The 17,853-nt window shown below is 61.8% G+C and carries 11 protein-coding genes and 1 tRNA gene; 9 read left to right on the top strand and 3 right to left on the bottom strand.

All coding sequences use genetic code 11. The annotated features are described in order from the left end of the window. Positions 1-155 precede the first annotated feature (155 nt). From GC162_16200 to GC162_16190, 3 genes are read left to right on the top strand one after another with little or no spacing between them, the layout of a single operon-like run. Positions 156-3,338, top strand: coding sequence for a hypothetical protein (locus GC162_16200; protein MBI1370181.1), 3,183 nt, complete (start codon positions 156-158; stop codon positions 3,336-3,338). Then, on the top strand, positions 3,338-6,466 hold the full coding sequence (locus GC162_16195) for a hypothetical protein (GenBank protein MBI1370180.1): 3,129 nt from the start codon (positions 3,338-3,340) through the stop codon (positions 6,464-6,466). Before GC162_16200 ends, GC162_16195 begins: the two co-directional genes overlap by 1 nt. Further along, positions 6,463-7,551 (top strand): hypothetical protein, encoded by a 1,089-nt coding sequence (locus tag GC162_16190; protein MBI1370179.1) that lies wholly within the window; start codon positions 6,463-6,465, stop codon positions 7,549-7,551. Before GC162_16195 ends, GC162_16190 begins: the two co-directional genes overlap by 4 nt. A 170-nt stretch (positions 7,552-7,721) precedes the next feature. On the opposite strand, the gene GC162_16185 is transcribed toward GC162_16190, so the two are convergent. Continuing rightward, the gene (locus GC162_16185) at positions 7,722-7,928 is read right to left on the bottom strand and encodes a hypothetical protein (protein MBI1370178.1); all 207 of its coding nucleotides are present in this window, start codon (positions 7,926-7,928) and stop codon (positions 7,722-7,724) included. Between the two features lie 362 nt (positions 7,929-8,290). On the opposite strand from GC162_16185, the gene GC162_16180 reads away from it, so the two are divergent. The 6 genes from GC162_16180 to GC162_16155 all read left to right on the top strand — a co-directional run bounded on the left by GC162_16180 (position 8,291) and on the right by GC162_16155 (position 16,969). Continuing rightward, on the top strand, positions 8,291-8,833 hold the full coding sequence (locus tag GC162_16180; protein ID MBI1370177.1) for a sigma-70 family RNA polymerase sigma factor: 543 nt from the start codon (positions 8,291-8,293) through the stop codon (positions 8,831-8,833). Between the two features lie 7 nt (positions 8,834-8,840). Next, entirely contained in the window at positions 8,841-10,445 is a 1,605-nt protein-coding gene (locus GC162_16175; GenBank protein ID MBI1370176.1) for a hypothetical protein, read from the top strand. Between the two features lie 5 nt (positions 10,446-10,450). Next, positions 10,451-11,563: a hypothetical protein gene (locus GC162_16170; protein ID MBI1370175.1), complete on the top strand. Its 1,113-nt coding sequence runs from the start codon at positions 10,451-10,453 to the stop codon at positions 11,561-11,563. Between the two features lie 76 nt (positions 11,564-11,639). After that, positions 11,640-12,434: a prepilin-type N-terminal cleavage/methylation domain-containing protein gene (locus GC162_16165; GenBank protein MBI1370174.1), complete on the top strand. Its 795-nt coding sequence runs from the start codon at positions 11,640-11,642 to the stop codon at positions 12,432-12,434. Between the two features lie 10 nt (positions 12,435-12,444). Then, entirely contained in the window at positions 12,445-15,453 is a 3,009-nt protein-coding gene (locus tag GC162_16160) for a DUF1553 domain-containing protein (protein MBI1370173.1), read from the top strand. A gap of 34 nt (positions 15,454-15,487) precedes the next feature. Beyond that, the gene (locus GC162_16155) at positions 15,488-16,969 is read left to right on the top strand and encodes a DUF1501 domain-containing protein (protein ID MBI1370172.1); all 1,482 of its coding nucleotides are present in this window, start codon (positions 15,488-15,490) and stop codon (positions 16,967-16,969) included. Between the two features lie 83 nt (positions 16,970-17,052). Here the strand turns inward: GC162_16155 and GC162_16150 are convergent. Both GC162_16150 and GC162_16145 read right to left on the bottom strand, forming a co-directional pair. Beyond that, positions 17,053-17,143, bottom strand: a tRNA-Ser gene (locus GC162_16150). Between the two features lie 57 nt (positions 17,144-17,200). Next, entirely contained in the window at positions 17,201-17,788 is a 588-nt protein-coding gene (locus GC162_16145) for a hypothetical protein (protein MBI1370171.1), read from the bottom strand. Positions 17,789-17,853: the final 65 nt, after the last annotated feature.

The raw sequence follows: 17,853 nt of genomic DNA, 5'->3' as shown, positions 1-17,853 counted from the left end.
CTATCCGACTCATCCCTACCTGCCTCGCATCGCCCTCCCGAACGACGTCCAAATACCACCCCACGGACCCCCGCCGCGCGTTCGCGCTCAGGATTGTCGACGACGACAACGAACGCCGCGTCGAATCGATCGATTTTGAACCAAAGGGAAACAGCATGAATCGAATGTGGACCGCGATTTTCGTGATCATCGTCGCAAGCCGCGCTTTTGCACAGTTGCAGGAGCAGGCCCACTACGTCCTCAAGGGCAATGGTGATGCTGTCTCGCCGCAGGTTCTCCATGATCAGGCGGGTAACGCGCCGGACCTTCAGAGACAGGGATCGCCGCAAATCATCACCGATGCGCCGACGAGCCGTCGGCAGATCTCCGACACCTCGGTCAGGTTCGACAATCCCGACCAGTGCTACAGCGTTGCCAAGAATCTCGTGAGCGGCGACAACTTCGTCGTCGAAGTCTGGGTGAACGCATCAAAGGAGAATGATCCCGGCTGGCACACGGTCGTCGCCAACGGCAATGGGGCGCGCGGGTTTCTCATCGCTCAGCATGACAATCAATGGACGGTGCTCGTCGGTGGCGTCGGCGTCGTGACCCTCGGCGACGTCTACACGAACGAATGGACGCATCTGGCCATCGTCAAATCACAGGGTGCAGTGAGCGGCTGGTTGAACGGCAGGCGCGTCTGCGACCTGCGGAATCTGGGCGGCGGCGATGCGAATTTTTCCATCGGCGCGACCTCGCCGAACAATGAGTCGTTCAGTGGATGTATTGCGGAAGTGCGGTATGCGACATTTCCGCCCGGTCAGTTTGATCCCGCCCGCGACTTTGTGGGCAACCCGGCGCCGCCGCATCGCCCGGCCGTTCCGATCGGCCCCGAACCGCCCGCGGCAACACACACGCTTGCGACCCAGTACGCCACATTCGGATTCGATGACAAGGGTTTCCTCCTTTCGATCACGGCCCGGCAAACCGGCAAACAGTATTGCCCCGGCCTGCATCCGTCGCCGGTGATGAGTCTGCACGAAAGCGGGCAGCCCAATGACAAACTGCTCGCACCGACATCCGCCCGCTTCGATGCCGACAAGCACGTCATCGAGTTGAAGTATGCCAATGGCGCGACGGCCGTGGTCAAGGCCGAGGCGAAAGAGACCTATGTACGGTTGCAACTGATCTCGCTCACGCCGCGCGGCGACGTCGACAACATCGTCTGGGGCCCCCTCAATACGAAAATCGCCGGCAAAATCGGCGATATCATCGGCGTCGTGCGCGACGCCGACTGGGCCATCGGGATGTACGGCCTGGACGACAATACGATCGCCGGACCCGTCGAGGACGGCGACTGTTTCAGCATGGGCTACTACATCCATTCGCCCGACCCCGACAAATATCCGCTGCCGCGAAAGTACGAGGAAGGCCAGTGGTTCAACATCGGCGGCGACGGCGTGAGCGACACGGCGTTCTTCTCGCATCCGGAGGAGTATTTTCAATGGATCGCCGGCAGCGGCGCGAAATTGAATCCGCAGTTCGGGTCGACCGTGACGTATCACGCCCGTGATCGGCGAAAGTCATACGTTCATCACTACTCGCTGTTGCCGGGGTTCACCGCCTTCGGGCCGCGCCACATGGTCAGCGATCCGATCGAAGGCGTGGACTTCATGGGCTCCGGCGTGGCGCTGTACGCATGTCCGGATGACCAGGGTTTGTCGACTATTGAGAAGATCATCCGCGCCGAAGGATTGCCGTATATCACCAATCTCGATGGCAAATGGGTGCGCGATCCATCCGCCGTTCAGCCCACGTTGAACTGGAGCGGTCCGTACGACAAGGCGATCGAGTACGCCGCGGCGATGGGCATCAAAAACATTTCGCGCGAAACCGGCGGATGGTACCCGAGTCTCGGAAACAACTGGGTCGGCAACGGCGCAGGCATGTCCAGCGGCCCAACGATGCCCGGCCAACAATTCATGGCCGAAGCGAACAAGCGCGGCATCACCTACGGCGGCTTGCATACGTTGACCGTGTTTCTTCAGGGCGGTATTTCGCATGACGTGACGCCGACGCCGAGCGAACATCTGCAAACTGTTTGCCGCACGAAACTCGCCAGGGACATCTCCGCCGACGATACGACCATCATCGTGACCGATCCGTCGTTCCTGGCGGAAACCGGAACCTGGCCGAGCCCCAACGGCAACTACCTGCGGATCGGCGGCGAAATGCTCACGTATACGGGCATCAGCGATTCGGCGCCGTGGACGCTCCAAGGCGTCAAACGCGGCCATGCGTCGAAGGCCGTCGAACATAAGGCGGGCGACGAAGTCGTGAAGCTCATGCAGAATTGCTACAACGGCTTCGTGCCCGACATGAAATTGCTGATGGATTATGCCGAGTACTACGCCGATCTGATGGCGCGCAACGGCATGGATAACATCGGATTCGACGGCTTCGAAAGCATGACCTATCAGAACCACGGCTACTATGCGTTCCGCGTCTTCTGCCGCCGACTGTACGAAACTTACCATCAGCGCACGGGCAAATGGCCGACCATCACGACGACGTCCAACGTCTTCGCCGGTTCATGGGCCTACCTCGCGTCGTGCAATATCGGCGGGGGCGGCCATATGTTCGACATCGCCTCCGGCCGGCGCGGCATTGAAGGCAAAGACATCGGCAACGCTTTCACCAACAGCTATTTCCCCGGCACCTTCGGCAGGCAGGGCTGGTACAGCGGCTTGTCGCTGTACGATGCGGAGAACCTTGAAGCGAAATCCGTCGGATGGAATGCGACGTACGCGCTGGATGTCAGCCAGGGCGGCCTCGATCACACCGGCGAACGCGACGCGATCTTCAAGGCGTTTCACGCATGGGAGGCCGCCCGCGCCGCCGGCGTGTTCACCGAGGATCAGAAAGAACGACTGCGTGATCCAAAATATAAATTCCACCTCGAGCAAATCGACGATCACCGCTTCAGGCTGACGCCGATCCGAGAAGTGCGCATGGCCGGTCAGGCATCCCAACCGGTGGCGATCTTCAACGATCAACAGGCCCAGCCGCTGCAATTCGCCCTTCGCGTGCCCGAAGCGGCTGACGGAGTTGTGATCACTCTCCCGGACGGCGGACAAATCATGTTGAACCAGAAGATCGAGAAAGATCAGTTCATCATCTGCAAAGGCGACACGGTCTATCTCGCGGACAACTTCCGCAAGAAAGTCACTGATCTGTCGCTGGCTCGCCCGGCCGTGTTGCCGGCCGGGGAATCGAGAATGAGCGTGACTCTGACCGGCGGCGTCGCGCATTTTGATCTGACGGTCTGGGTGGCAGGCAACACCGAGGAAATCAAATAATGAAAGAATTACGGATTCGAATGAATTGGGTGGCGACGGTGTTGCTGATGTTTGCGGGATCGGTGATGTTGCGAGCCGCCCGAGCGGATGAATTGTTGCGCGACAATTTTGCGGGTACATCGCTATCGGCGAACTGGGAAGCGTCGGCAAACAATGTGAAGATCAGCGACGGACGCATGGTATTCACGAACGGGCCGCGCAGTTTCGTGCGGTCCGTGAAGACGGATTGGGCCAAGCAATCCTTTCGCGCCGAGATCACCGTGACAGTGGACGGCGATGCAAACGGGTGCGGCTATTTCGGCATGGGCGAAGGCCAAACCGGCGGCGACCCGTATCGGAATCCGAATGCAGTCCCGGCGGCTTATGTGTTGTGCGGCCCGTCGGGATTTGCCGAAGGCCCGCTCGATTTGCGCGTCAACGGTGCGACCAAGTGGACGCTTCAACCCGGTCCTGGTTCCGGAACGCACCGGCTGAGATTGACTTGGGACGCCCACACCCATTCGATGTTCGTGGAAGTGAACCGGAACTGGCAGGGCGGCGAATTCAAACGCGACGACCTGCTCGTCGCGCAATCGGTATCGGCGAATTTTACATCTGACAACGCGCATCTGTTCTTCGGCGGCGCGGGCGGGGCCGCGTTCAGCGATCTGGTCGTGACCACTGTCAGCCCGACCGATATTGAGGGATTTTCAGCGGATTTCTTCGCGGAAATGGCGAAACAGAAACTCGAGGCGGTGCCGGGCATGGAGGGTAATTCGTCACCCAAACTGCCGGACATCGCCTTGCCTTGGGATGCGCAGCTGGACGCCGGTTTCAAGGGCGCCGACAAGATCGATACGCAGGCGGAACTGGATGCGGAGTTGCAACGTATGCGAGAGCGGTATACGCCGTTCATGACCGAGCTCGCGCCGGCGTTGCCAGCGACGCGGCGGCGGATGATGCTGGAGAAATTCGATTACCATCTGGTGTCAGCGGGCGACAAACCGGTGGATCGTGCATGGGAACAAGTCACCATTCCGCACTACACCGGCCCGATCGACAAAGCGGAGGCCCATTACAAAACCGCCTTCGAACTCGATTCCGACATGCTCGCGCAGGACGCGCTGTTTCTGCACTTTCAGGCGGTGGACTACATCGCGGAGGTTTACGTCAATGGTCAGCCCGTCGGTCGACACGAAGGCCTATTCGGCGCATTTGAATATGACATCAAACCGTTCGTCCATGCCGGTGCGAACGAACTGCTGGTCAAGGTATATAACGACGCGGTGATGATGGGCGATTTTTTCAACACCGGCGCTGGGCGACCCTTCGGCAAGAAGCTTGCCGCGTGCGGCGGTCCCGGCTGGGACAATCCCCAGATGGGCTGGCACATGTGTCCGCCCGGGTTCGGCATCTGGCAGAAGTGTTGGATCGAATCACGTTCCGCGCCGTCTATCCGTGACATATTTGTGCGGCCCATGCCGCAGGAGAATCAGGCGGAAGTTTGGGTGGAAACCAGCGGCGATACGAAGGGCCTTGTTCTGTCGTATTCGCTCTACGGCCAGAATTTCAATGCAACCATCGCGCAGGACAAACCGGCCGATGCGACGCCCTCGGCGGATGAGCCGAATGTGACGCGATGGAAATTCGTCGTGTCGGTGCCGGCGGAGCAAATGCGTTGGTGGTCGCTCGACGAGCCGTGGCTCTATCAATTGCAAGTTCAGCTCAAGCGCGAAGGCAAGCTGATCGATGCCGGGAAGCGATCGTTCGGGATGCGGACGTTTGTCCAATCCGCCGACAGCACGCCGAAGGGTCGGTTCTATCTCAACGGTAAGGAGATCAAGCTGCGCGGCGCGAACATGATGGGCAATCTCATGCGCGACGTCATGCGCAACGACATGAATCAGCTTCGCGACGACATCCTGCTGGCCAAAATCGCGAACATGACCTTTTGGCGCATGACGCAGCAGCCGTGTCAGGAGGAGGTGTACGACTATTTCGACAAGCTTGGCCTGCTCGCTCAATCCGACATGCCGGCGTTCAACGGATATCGTTACGACTGCGTGGACACTGCGCACGAACAGTTTGCGGAAATGATGCGTTTGGTGCGCGGTCATCCGTGCAACGCCGTCATCTCCTATTTGAATGAACCCGATTTCAACAAGCCGGTGATGCTCGATCGCGCGGGTCATACGCAACTGTTCCGTGACTTTGACGCCATGGCCGTTCAGCTCAATCCTGATCAGGTCACGAAATGGGTGGACGGGGATTACGTGAGTCTCAGCCCGCGCTTCAGCGATATCCACGATTACAGCTACTGGTACGGCAACGGTATCCGCGGCATCTATTTCGGCGGATGGCACGCCACGCGCGCCGACTGGATGTGCGGATGCGGCGAGTTCGGCGCCGAGGGACTCGACAGCATCGCGCTGATGAACAAGTATTACCCGAAGGAGTGGCTCGAAACCAAGCCGGACGGCACATGGACGCCGAGCCGCATCCCGCGCTGTCAGACTCCGGGCACCGGCATGAAGTGGCAGTCGCTGACGACGCGCACGATGGAGGATTGGGTGCACAGCAGCCGGGAGCATCAGATGTGGGGCACGCGTCTGATGACCGAATCGCTGCGTCGGATGCCGAAGATGAATTCGTTTGCCGTGCATCTGTTGATTGACGCATGGCCGGCCGGCTGGCTCAAGTCGATCATGGACTGCGATCGTCAGGCCAAGCCCGCGTTCTTCGCCTATCGCGATGCGCTGACGCCGTTGGCGGTCAATCTCCAGCCCGAGCAGTTATATTATTTCGGCGGCGATATGGTGCGAATTCGTGCATGGGTGCTCAATGACACGACTGAAGTCCCGCCCGACGCCGTGCTTCGTTACCAACTCGAACGCGATGGCGAGATTATCCAAACGGGTCACGCCCCGGCGAACATCACGGCCTCCGACCCGACCTTTCAAGGCAATCTCGAATTCGCCGCGCCGGATGCGGATAACCGTCAATCACTGACTGTGCGACTTGCGCTCTTTGACCAGGGTGGAAATCTGCTGCATGATACCTCTGTGGATCTGGATCTGTTTCCTGCTTCGGACAAAGGCAAGAAACTCGATCACCCCGGCGGCCCGGCGCAGCGATTGATTTCCCAATGAGCATCCCGGACACCCAGCCTTCATCCCCGCGAGGTTCGATGAGCAATTCACTTCTTCCGCGTCGCGATTTTCTCGGGTACTCGATTGCCGGCGTCGCAGGTCTGTCCGTCGCCGGCATGGTGGGGCATGGCCGCGCCGCCGAAGCGACTGTGCCACCGATCTCTGACCCGCCCAAGGATGCTTTGCGCGTCTGCTTCTTCACCGATTCACACCTGCCCGGACCGCACACGCACGAAAATGACCGCGGCGGCAGCATTTCCGATCAGGTGCTGCATTATCAGGCCCGAATCCGCCGCGCGTTTGACAAAGCCAACGCATATAAGCCCGCTGTCTACATTTTCGGAGGTGACAATGTTTTTGCGGTGGACCAGGGCAACAGCGAGGAAAACGCCGACGCGCAGTTCGAGAGTTGGAAAGCGGTGGTGAAGGGAAAAGTCACCGTTCCGCACCACAGCATCATCGGCAACCACGACATCTGGCACGGCCCGACACCGAAGGCCAAAGCCATCGCCGCCTACAACATGCCGAATCGTTACTATGCATGGAAGATGGGCGGATGGAAGTTCATCATGCTCGACGTGTTCGGCGGGGATGGCAAGATCGACGCCGGCTCCGAGCAGAGCAATTGGTGGATCGCGGAACTCGAAAAGTCGGGCGACAACGAACCGGTCTGCGTCGTCACGCATGCACCGCTTGCGGGTATGACCGCTCAGCACGTCGGCGGCAGCGTCGGCGGGAGCGGGTTCGATTACCGCGTATTCTTCTACCAGCATCCGCAGGTCCGCCTGGCACTGAGCGGGCACCAGCACATGGTCGACTGCTGCCGGCTCGATCGCGTGACCTACATCTGCGGCGGCGCGGTCTGCGGCGGATGGTGGGAAGGCGACTACCAACACTTCGGCCCGGTCTTTTTGATCATCGATCTCAAACCCGACGGCACATTTGATCACCAGGAAGTCTACTGGGAGCGAGACAACCCCGGCCCGTATCACGAAAAGGTGTTCCCGGTCGAAAAGCACAAGGATTTGTACAACGAGTGGGTCTACACAATGATGCAGGAGCGACAGGTCTCTGATCGCAAGTAGTTGGAACCCCGCAGAAGAATGCACACACCCGCCCCCGAAAGTTGCTTCGACGCATTCTGCTTCAACAGCTTCGCTTCGACATGGTCGTTGCACGGCCCCGAGTCGATCGCCATCGACGCCGGCAACAACGCCCCGCACAATATCGCCTCTGACACCTTCACATAGTTACGTCACTCACGCCCGCTGCGGCTCACATAGCGCGCCGACGCGGCGCTGGTCTTCAAGCCCATCAAGGCCATCACCGCCACGCCTCCCCCGTAATGGCGACCCCTCCGCTCATCCTCGCCCGCCATCACCGCTTTCAGAATCTCCCCCATCCACGCCACCGTCAACAACACATTGATTCGACCCATTGCCTTGCGTCTCTGCTTGCTCATGCCAACAATGCAGCGCCATCACGCTCACGTGTCAAATGGTTTCTACTGAGCAACGTTTATTGAAACGGTGCAGGTTGAGTATCCGCACCGGCCGCACTGTATGCTTGAGGTCCGTAATTCCTAGTCCTCCAGTCGCGCCGATCTAGGATGCATGGCGCAAGGCCGCCGAATCGGCCTTATTCGACCGCCACGTGAACTGTCCTTGTCCGTCGGTGCGGGCCCGTCCGTGCGACGCCCGCGGTGTCGAACCGGACGTGAAGTCGATACAACAGTCGGATTTATGTCCATCGGCCCGAACCCGAATTTTGGAGGCGGGCGACCAAACTTGGCACAATACAGACGGCTATGACGTTACCCTATTAATGAAGGATGTTTCGATGGACATACCCGATGCTCAGCCGCCGGACCCGGAGTTGTTCATGCGGCTCTACGCGACTCATCAGCGGCGGCTGTATGGGTTTGTCCGGACGCTGGTTCGGTCGACGACGGATGCGGAGGATCTGGTGCAGCAGACGATTGCGGTGTTGTGGCGTAAATTCGACCAATATACGCCCGGTACGGATTTCGGCAGTTGGGCGATTGCGACGGCAAGATACGAATGCTTTCACGAACTTCGCAAGCGTTCCCGGCGCGCCGGTTCGCTTGACGCCGATGTGCTTGAGCAATTGGCCGACGAGGCGGCGGCATTGAGCGAGCAGGCCGTCGAGCGCCGCGAGGCGCTGGAGCATTGCCTGCGTGAACTGCCGGGGGAGATGCGACAGATGCTTCGAATGCACTATGAGCATGAATTGAACGTCAATGAGGTGGCGCGTCGCGTCAGTCGATCGCGGCGCACGGTGTACCGCATGCTTGAACAGGCGCATGCCCTGCTGCTGGGCTGCATCCGCAGACGAATCTCCAGTTGATTGAAACATGCCCGACCTTACCGATGAAAACCTCCTCCCGACCGACCTTCTCGCCGCCGCGCGGTTTGGCGAATTGACGTCCGAACAGGCCTCGGATCTGAGCGAGCGGCTCCGCGGAAGTCAGCCGGCGCGCCGCCTGTACGCCGAGCACATGCTGCTGCATGCGGAGCTTCAATGGGACACGGTCGCGTCGCGCATCGATCAATCGCGCGTCGCCGCCGACGCGAGCGATAAAGCAGCGCCCGGGGAACGGCCTAATCTGCGGCGATGGGTTTCGGTGCTTGCGGCCGCGCTGGTGTTGGGGGCGGCGGTGGGGATCAACCGGTATTTTTCTGCGGGGCCATCGTCGCCACCTCCGGTCGCACGGATGTACGGCACGCTGGTCAATGCCGACAGCGTGACCTGGTCGAGCCAGCCGCTTCAGGCCGGTCACGACCTGGACGCGGGCACGATCGCCATCGACGCCGGTCGCCTCGACCTGACGATGACCAGCGGCGCGACCGTTCAGGTCATCGGGCCGGCGGCGTTGCAAATCGAAGGCGATGATCGCTTGTCGCTGAGGCGGGGCCGGGTTCACATCCGCGCCGGCGTCAGCGGCGGTTTTATCGTCGATGCGCCCGGGCTGCGCGTGCGCGATCTGGGCACGGAGTTCGAGGTCGTCTCGGTCAAGCCGGGCATCGCCGTCTCGGTGATGTCGGGTCGGGTGGAACTGACGCGGTGGAATTCAGACGGATCGATTGCACAACAGACGACCATGACGGACGGACAGCACGCCGCGCTTTTGGGCCAAGGCCCGCTGACATTCGACGACGCCGCGCACGACCGCCTCATGCGTGCGTCGCCGATCTATGACGCCCAGCCCGTGGCGGCGTATCACTTGGACTCGCCCGATTCCGATGGGGCGACTCAGTGGATCGGCGGCGTCGAGCGCACGGCGGGGCTCGAAGGCGACGGAGCCGCCCGGTTCGGCACCAAGCTCGGCGCGGTGACGCTGCAGCGTCCGCTGGCGGGATTCAACTTCGAGCGCGGATTCAGCATGGAAGTGGATGTGAAGCTCGAACCGGCGGCAGCGTGGCCTCAGGTGGGCAATCGCACGGTGCTGCGATATGAGCCCTATCCCGGCGCCATCGACGCCCAGCATCGCGAGCGGTCTGTGCAGCGCCTGCTGCTGGCGTTTCAGGGGCCGCGCTTCATTCGGGGCGACTACGGCCTGCTCGTGGGCGATGCGGGTACGCCCGGCCTGACCTTCGGCTTCGTCGCCGAGCAGTACACCGAACTCGACATCGCGCTTGACGGCAAGAACGGCCGACCACACATGATGGACCTCGTCGATGGCAAGGCCCACCATCTGGCCGTCACCTACGACACCGACAGCGGCCGCGTCGCGGCCTACATCGACGGCCGCCGTGTCGCCGACGGACAACTCAAGCCCGGCGTCGCGCCGCAGATTCCGACGGAAGCACTGACCATGAACATCGGCGCCTATGGCCGATCGCCCGCCCTCGTCGAGCCGTTCATGGGCATCATCGATGAACTGCGATTCTTCGATCGCGCGATCGAAGCCGACCAGGTCCAGCGCGATGCGCGCCGACTTGCAGAGCCACAGGAATGAGCGTCATGGATTGCAGCATGGGACACGCACCAACCGAAACGACGGTCCTAAAGCCGATTGCAAGCCGCCGGCCCAGCGCCTTGGCGAACAAACTCATGAAGAGATTGGTTTCACAAGAAAAAGGAGCGAACAACATGCGTCTCGAACGTGAACAGACCAAGCGGTCCACCCTGATCGGAATCATCCTCGCAACGGCGGCGATCGGATGGGGAGCGAGCCATTCCGCCGACGCCGCGGTTCTTTCAGGTCCCGGCGGCAAGGGCGTCACCGCCGGCAGCTCCGCGCTCATCGGCGTCTACGACTACATCGATACGTTCACTTGGGGCGCCGGCGCGCCGCTGGCCGGCCGGCAAAGCTACGCCAATGGCACCGCCACCAGTTCCACCGCCATTCGGCAGATGGAAAATACGTACGGCAACCCGACGACGTATTGGCACTACACCAGCGGCAGCTTCGCCGACTTCGGTTCGCTGTCTAAAGATTCGGGCATCAGCAACGGTACGCCCACCTATCCCGGCTCCAGCGGCGCGGGTTCCAGCACCGGCATCACCCAGGGGGGATTCACCGGTGAGGGCAACTTCTCCCTTGCATACGGCCTGCGGCGAGACTTCGTCGTGCAGTTCGATACGATCTTATCAACAGACCGCGTGAACATCAGCGTCAACAGTGCCGCGTTTTACAACCCCACGTCCTTCAACTCCGCCAACACGCAGGGCTTGATGGTCTTTTTCCGCCGCGACAATCATCCGACCTTTCCCACGCTCAGCGTCTACTACCGTGGTGTGGAATACAACACCGGGCTGACCACCGGATTGACCACGACGGATTTAGGCAAGTGGAACAACTTCGCGGTGGAGTTTGATCTGGACAATAAGGAACTGACCTTCTGGGTTAACGAGACGTTGCGCGGATCATGGAGCTATGCCGCGGTGTCGGCATTTTCGACATCCAGTATTTCCGGCGCCTTCGTCGGCGTCGGAACCGCTCAATCCGGCTCGAACCGACTTTGGACCGACAACTTCCAGGTCGGCGCACCGGTCGCGGTCCCGACGCCCCTGGCGATGTCGTCGGGAATCGGATTGCTGGCGGCGCTGATGATGCGTCGTCGGCGGGTGTGAGTGACGACCTGGTCATCGTGTCCGTGCGATGAAAGTCGCTCGGGCGCCATTCGTCGGACACCGTGAAGGAACTGGTATGCATCGTCGCGGCTTCACTCTGATCGAATTGCTGGTGGTCGTGGCGATCATCACGACACTGATCGCGATGTTGTTGCCATCGCTCAAAAACGCCCGCGAACTGGCGCGGCGTGCCGCATGCGCCTCGAATCTGCATCAGTGGAGCACCGGCTTCCTCGCCTACGCCGCCGACAACGAGGCCATGTATCCGTACAACGCCGACGGCAGGCATCTGAGTTGGAACGGCGCCGTGATGCGGCGATTCTTCGACGAATACCTGACTCATCTCCAGGTCGGCACCGTCCTGGCCAAACGCACCACGCTCTATTGCCCCAGCAGCGGCTACCACGACTGGTACACCCAAACCTGGCCCGCCACCGCGGAAGCTGGCGGGCTCGTCGGATACTTCGTCATGCCCAACCGATATCCCGGCGCGCAGGTCAGCTACGCCACCGGCGCCGCCCCGTGGTCGAGCCGCAGGCGCTTCGGCGAACTGGGCGGAAAAGGCCCGATCGCCAGCGACATGATTCAAACATTTTACAAACCTGGGACCGAAGCACGCTATGCCAACGAGATAGGCACACCCGGCTGGAACGCCGCTGTCCCCATGTCCAGTCATGTGGATGCGGATGGCTGGGCTGTCGGCGGCAATTTTCTCCATGAAGACGGCACCGTCGGATGGTATCGAACCGCCTCACACGCCGTTCGCGCCTACGCCTTTCCGACCGCCAATTTCGATGACGTCGACAACCTGGGCGGCATCGGCGCGTATCTTTCGTACAATTTCCATTTTTACTACCGCATCGAACGATAGCAGGTGTTCCATGATTCATTTGTTTTACACACGCCTGGGAATCGGGTTTTGGATCGTCATCAGCGCGACCGCGCTGCGCGCCGCGGGCGTCGAAAGCACCTTCGAAGCGGCGCGGCGTATCTTCGAGACGCGCTGCGTCACCTGTCACAACGCCAATGCGCACAAGGGGGGGCTCGCGCTCGATACGGCGAAGGGTCTGGCTGCGGGTTCGGTTCACGGCCCGATCATCGCCTCCGGCGACCCGGCGAAGTCGAAGCTCATCGAGATGATCAGCGGCGACGAGCCGAAGATGCCCAAAAAAGGCGGCGCGCTCAGCGCCGAGCAGGTGGAATCGCTGCGTACGTGGATCGCGGCGGGCGCGCCGTATCCGGCACAGGTCGCGCTCGAGGACAAATATGCGGCGGATGCGGATTGGTGGTCGTTCAAGCCGATGGCGACGCCTGCGATGCCGACGGTGGACGCGCGCGACAAGGCGTGGGTGCGCAATCCGATCGATGCATTCGTGGCGGCGAAGCTGCGCGAGCACGGCTTGTCGCACTCGGCGGAGGCGGATCGGCGCACGCTGATTCGGCGTTTGTACTTCGACCTGATCGGCCTGCCGCCGGAACCGGACGCCGTCGAGAAGTTCATCCATGACTCGGACCCGCAGGCGTACGAGAAGTTGGTCGATGCGCTGCTCGCCTCGCCGCGCTACGGCGAACGATGGGCGCGGCACTGGCTCGATGTCGTTCACTACGGCGACACGCAGGGCTATGACAAGGACAAGGTACGGCCCAATGCCTGGCCGTATCGCGACTATGTCATCCGTTCGCTCAATGATGACAAGCCCTATGGGCAATTCGTGAAGGAGCAGCTTGCGGGCGACGTGCTTTACCCCGGCGACCCTGATGGCATCATCGGCCTGGGCTTCATCGCCGCCGGGCCGTTCGATTGGGTCGGGCAGGTCGAAGTCGGCGAAGGCACGATGGAGAAGAAGCAGGTGCGCAACATCGATCGCGATGACATGGTCACGACGATCATGAATACTTTCACATCGCTGACCGTGCAGTGCGCCCGCTGCCACAATCACAAGTTCGATCCGATTTCGCAGGAGGACTATTACAGCTTGCAGGCGGTCGTCGCGGCGGTGGATCGTGCGGATCGGCCCTATGACTTGGACCCGAAAGTCACCGCGCGGCGCCGGGAGCTGGAATCGCATCGCGCGGAGATGGTCGGCTATCGCGACCGCTTCGAGAACGAAGCGAGGGCACGCCTCAAGAGCGATCTGGACGCGCTGAATGTCAGGATCGCCGACATCGAAAAGCGAATCGCGCCGGCGGACCGGCCCGAGTTCGGATATCACAGCCAGATCGAGCCGCGGCAGGATGTCGTCAAGTGGGTGCAGATCGATCTGGGGCGACCGACGGCGATCGGACGCGTGCAGGTCGTCGGGGCACATGACAGCTATGCGGGCATCGGCGACGGGTTCGGCTTCCCGGTGCGGTACCGCATCGAAGCGAGCGATGATGCGACGTTCGCAAAAGGCGTGACCACGCTGGTCGACCACGGCGATAGGGATGTGCCGAATCCGGGCATTGGGCCGCAGGTGTTCGATGGTCGGGGCTCGACGGCGCGTTACGTCCGATTCACGGCGATGAAGCTGGCGGAGCGGACCAAGGACTACATTCTCGCGCTGGGCGAGATGAGCGTGTATGACCCGACGGGCGCGCTGGTTTCGGAGCATGCGACGGTCACGTCGCTGGACTCGATCGAGGCCCCGCCGCGCTGGCGGCGGACGAATCTGGTGGACGGATATTTCTACGGCATGCGTTCGCCGGAGCTGGCGGATCAGTTGGCCGCGCTCAAGGCGCAGCGGTCGCAGATGATCGACGCGGCGCTGGATCCGAAGGTGCTCGCGAAGATTCGAGAGGACGCGCCGCGGATCGAGCGGATCGACAAGGAATTGGCGGCGCTGCCGCAGAGTCGGGCGTATGTGTTCGCGGCGGCGACGGAATTCGGTGCGTCGGGCAACTTTCGGCCGACCGGCGGCAAGCCGCGGGTGGTGTACCGGCTGATTCGCGGCAGCGAGAAGACGCCGGACTTGGACATGGGGCCGATGAAGCCGCACGCCGTGACGAGCATCAGCAAATCATGCGGGCTCGACGGTCATTTCGATGCGTCCGATGACGCGGATGAAGGCGACGCACGGGCGGCGCTGGCGCAGTGGATCGTCGACAGGAATAATCCGCTGACCTGGCGATCGATCGTCAATCGCCTCTGGCAGCACCACTTCGGCCACGGCATCGTCGATACGCCCAACGACTTCGGTCACATGGGCGCGCTGCCGACGCATCCGGAGCTGCTCGACTGGCTCGCCACGCAGTTCCGCGACTCGGGCCAGTCGATCAAGGCGATGCATCGGCTGATCTGCACCAGCGCGACGTATCGGCAGGTCTCGACGGACGACCCGGCGAAAGCGAAGATCGACGGATCGAATCAGTACCTTTGGCGATTCAATCGGCTCAAGCTCGAAGCCGAGCCGATCTGGGACGCGACGCTGGCGGCGGCGGGCGAGCTGGACTTGAAGATGGGCGGACCCGGCTTCCGCGTGTTCGGTTTCAAGGACGACCACTCGCCGCACTACAAGTATCAGGAATACGACCCGAACGATCCGGCGACGCATCGGCGTTCGATTTACCGCATGATCGTGCGCAGCGTGCCGGACCCGCTGATGGCGACGCTCGACTGTGCCGATCCGTCGCAGATCGTCGACAAGCGCACCGAGACGCTCACGCCGCTTCAGGCGCTTTCGCTGATGAACAACCCGTTCATGATCACGATGAGCGAGCACTTCGCCAAGCGCGTGGAGGCGATGGCGCCGGACGTGTCGGGGCGGATCAATGCGGCGTACCGGCTGGCGCTGGGCCGCAGCGTGACGCCGCAGGAACTAAGCGCGCTGGCGCCGCTGGCGCAGCAATACGGGATGGCGAACGTGTGCCGTCTGATTCTCAACTCCAACGAATTCATCTTTGTGGACTGATCACATGAATCCTCACGCACGCACGCATATTCCGATGCATCACACTTCCCGACGGCAGTTCCTTTTCAACTACGGCGGGGGTCTGGGCGGCATCGCATTGGCGGCGATGCTCGGGCGCGATCGCCTGCTCGCCGCCGAGCACCGCCTCGGCGCGGGCGTCATGCAGGCGCACGGCGGACTGAATTACATTCCCAAGGCCAAGCGCGTCGTCCAGCTCTACATGTCCGGCGCCGCCAGCGCCGTTGATCTTTTCGATCACAAGCCCAAGCTCTACGCCGATGACGGCAAGAAGTGGGACCCGGGCGAGAAGGTCGAGTTGTTCCAGTCATCGCCGGGCGCGACGAAAGCGCCGCCGTGGAAGTTCCGCCGGTACGGCCGTTGCGGCAAGATGCTCGGCGACGCCGTCGCGCCGCTCGGCGAGTGCGTGGACGACCTGGCGTTCGTTCACAACATGGTCAGCAAGTCCAACGTCCACGGGCCCGCCACGTTCATGCAGGCGACCGGCTTCATCCTCCCCGGATTCCCCAGTGCCGGCGCATGGGTCAGCTACGGGCTCGGCTCGCTCAATGACAATCTGCCGACGTTCGTCGTGCTTCCCGACCCGCGCGGCTTCGCGCCCAATGGGCCCAAAAACTGGGGCGCCGGCTTCCTGCCCGCCGAGCATCAGGGCACCATGATTCGCCCGACTTTCGCCACGCCCATCGCCGACCTGTTCCCGCCTCAAAGCGCCGGATTCATCAACAATGACTCGGAACGCGCGACGCGAGAGGCGCTCGAATCGATCAACCGCATGCACGAAGCGACCCGCGCCGGCGACAGCCGCCTCGATGCCCGCATCCGCAGCTACGAGATGGCGGCCCGCATGCAGCTCACCGCGCCGCAAGTGCTCGATCTGTCCGACGAACCGCAGTACATCAAGGACATGTACGGCCTCGATCGTCCGAACGTTGAATGGGACGGCCCGATGAACCCCGGCGAAGAGACGCGTATTTTCGGTCGCCATTGCCTTGTCGCCCGTCGCCTGCTGGAGCGCGGCACGCGCTTCGTGCAGATATGGAGCGGGGCCGACAACGGATTCCCCCGCCGCAACTGGGACAGCCACGAAGACATCAAACGCGATCACTGGCCGCTCGGGTTGGGCATGGCCACCGGCGCCGCCGCGCTCATCAAGGATCTGAAGCAGCGCGGCATGCTCGAAGACACCCTCATTCTCTGGACCACCGAATTCGGCCGCATGCCCTGCTCACAGGGCAGCCAAGGCCGCGATCACAACCCCTTCGTCTTCACCAACTGGCTCGCCGGCGGCGGCATCCAAGGCGGCGTCACCGTCGGCGAATCCGACGAATGGGGCTACAAACCCGTCGACCCCGACAACCCCACTTATTGCTACGACATCCACGCCACCATCCTCCGACTCCTCGGCATCGACCACGAAAAACTCACCTTCCGCCACAACGGCATCGACCGCCGCCTCACCGATGTGCATGGCCAAGTGATCGACGAATTGATCGCATAGTCGCTTCAACATGGCACGTGAACCCAAGCAAAACGCTAAGCAACTGCATTGCAGTCGCTTAGCGTTGAGCATGTCTAAAAAAGCGGAGAGGGCGGGATTCGAACCCGCGATAGGGACCTTAATCCCTATGACGGTTTAGCAAACCGTTGCCTTCAGCCTCTCGGCCACCTCTCCGAAGGTGTTGATCCGGGCTGAGAAGCGAAGCGTAGCCGGATCGGGGGGGCTGGTCAATCATGGCTGAAGATTGCCGTGGGACGGGGAAAGCTTCATGAGCGTGGGCAGCAGGTAGTTGGCGCCGTGGTAGACGAAGATCTGGCCGGACACGACGAAGACGACGGACTCACCCTGCTGAGCGACGACCTGCTCCATGTCTTCGAGCATCTGACAGGGGAGGATGTACATGGGCGGGTCGGCCATGCCGGAACTGTCAGCGTCGAAAGTCAGCATCCACGGCGACGCGCCGCTGATGGCGCGGACCATGCGGCATCGGCGCGTGATCAGGAACTGACCTTCGCGGCGGAGCTGGGTCTGCTTGCCGGCGTCGGGCGCGGTGCCGATCGTGGCGGGGTCGGTGGCGGTCGTCTGTGCGGGCTTGGCGGCGTCGGGGCGCGTCGGCTCGATGATCGGGTTCACGGCCGGCTTGGTCAATAGATCATCGAGCACCTTCTCGGGCGCTGGCTGCGCGGTATCCTTGGCGGCGTCGGGGGACTTTTTACCGGCGTCGGCGGGGGCCTTGTCGGCCGGGGCGTCGGCGGCGATGGCCAGGGCCATGATCGACAGGGCCAGCACGGCGGCGAGTACGAAGCGGAAAGTATGCATGAGCGTGGCTCCAGTGGGCGCGTCGTTGATGAACGTCAGCGTACGTCCATCGCTGGTTATCGGCA

This window comes from Planctomycetota bacterium (assembly GCA_016125255.1).
Taxonomy (GTDB): Bacteria; Planctomycetota; Phycisphaerae; order Phycisphaerales; family Zrk34; genus RI-421.
Note: the sequence above shows the minus strand (reverse complement) of the source record. Positions and strands in the feature narration are given on the sequence as shown.

Coding starts and splice junctions, on each gene's coding strand:
- GC162_16200 (MBI1370181.1), top strand. CDS start 156: ATGAATCGAATGTGGACCGCGATTTTCGTGATCATCGTCGCAAGCCGC.
- GC162_16195 (MBI1370180.1), top strand. CDS start 3,338: ATGAAAGAATTACGGATTCGAATGAATTGGGTGGCGACGGTGTTGCTG.
- GC162_16190 (MBI1370179.1), top strand. CDS start 6,463: ATGAGCATCCCGGACACCCAGCCTTCATCCCCGCGAGGTTCGATGAGC.
- GC162_16185 (MBI1370178.1), bottom strand. CDS start 7,928: ATGAGCAAGCAGAGACGCAAGGCAATGGGTCGAATCAATGTGTTGTTG.
- GC162_16180 (MBI1370177.1), top strand. CDS start 8,291: ATGAAGGATGTTTCGATGGACATACCCGATGCTCAGCCGCCGGACCCG.
- GC162_16175 (MBI1370176.1), top strand. CDS start 8,841: ATGCCCGACCTTACCGATGAAAACCTCCTCCCGACCGACCTTCTCGCC.
- GC162_16170 (MBI1370175.1), top strand. CDS start 10,451: ATGGATTGCAGCATGGGACACGCACCAACCGAAACGACGGTCCTAAAG.
- GC162_16165 (MBI1370174.1), top strand. CDS start 11,640: ATGCATCGTCGCGGCTTCACTCTGATCGAATTGCTGGTGGTCGTGGCG.
- GC162_16160 (MBI1370173.1), top strand. CDS start 12,445: ATGATTCATTTGTTTTACACACGCCTGGGAATCGGGTTTTGGATCGTC.
- GC162_16155 (MBI1370172.1), top strand. CDS start 15,488: ATGCATCACACTTCCCGACGGCAGTTCCTTTTCAACTACGGCGGGGGT.
- GC162_16145 (MBI1370171.1), bottom strand. CDS start 17,788: ATGCATACTTTCCGCTTCGTACTCGCCGCCGTGCTGGCCCTGTCGATC.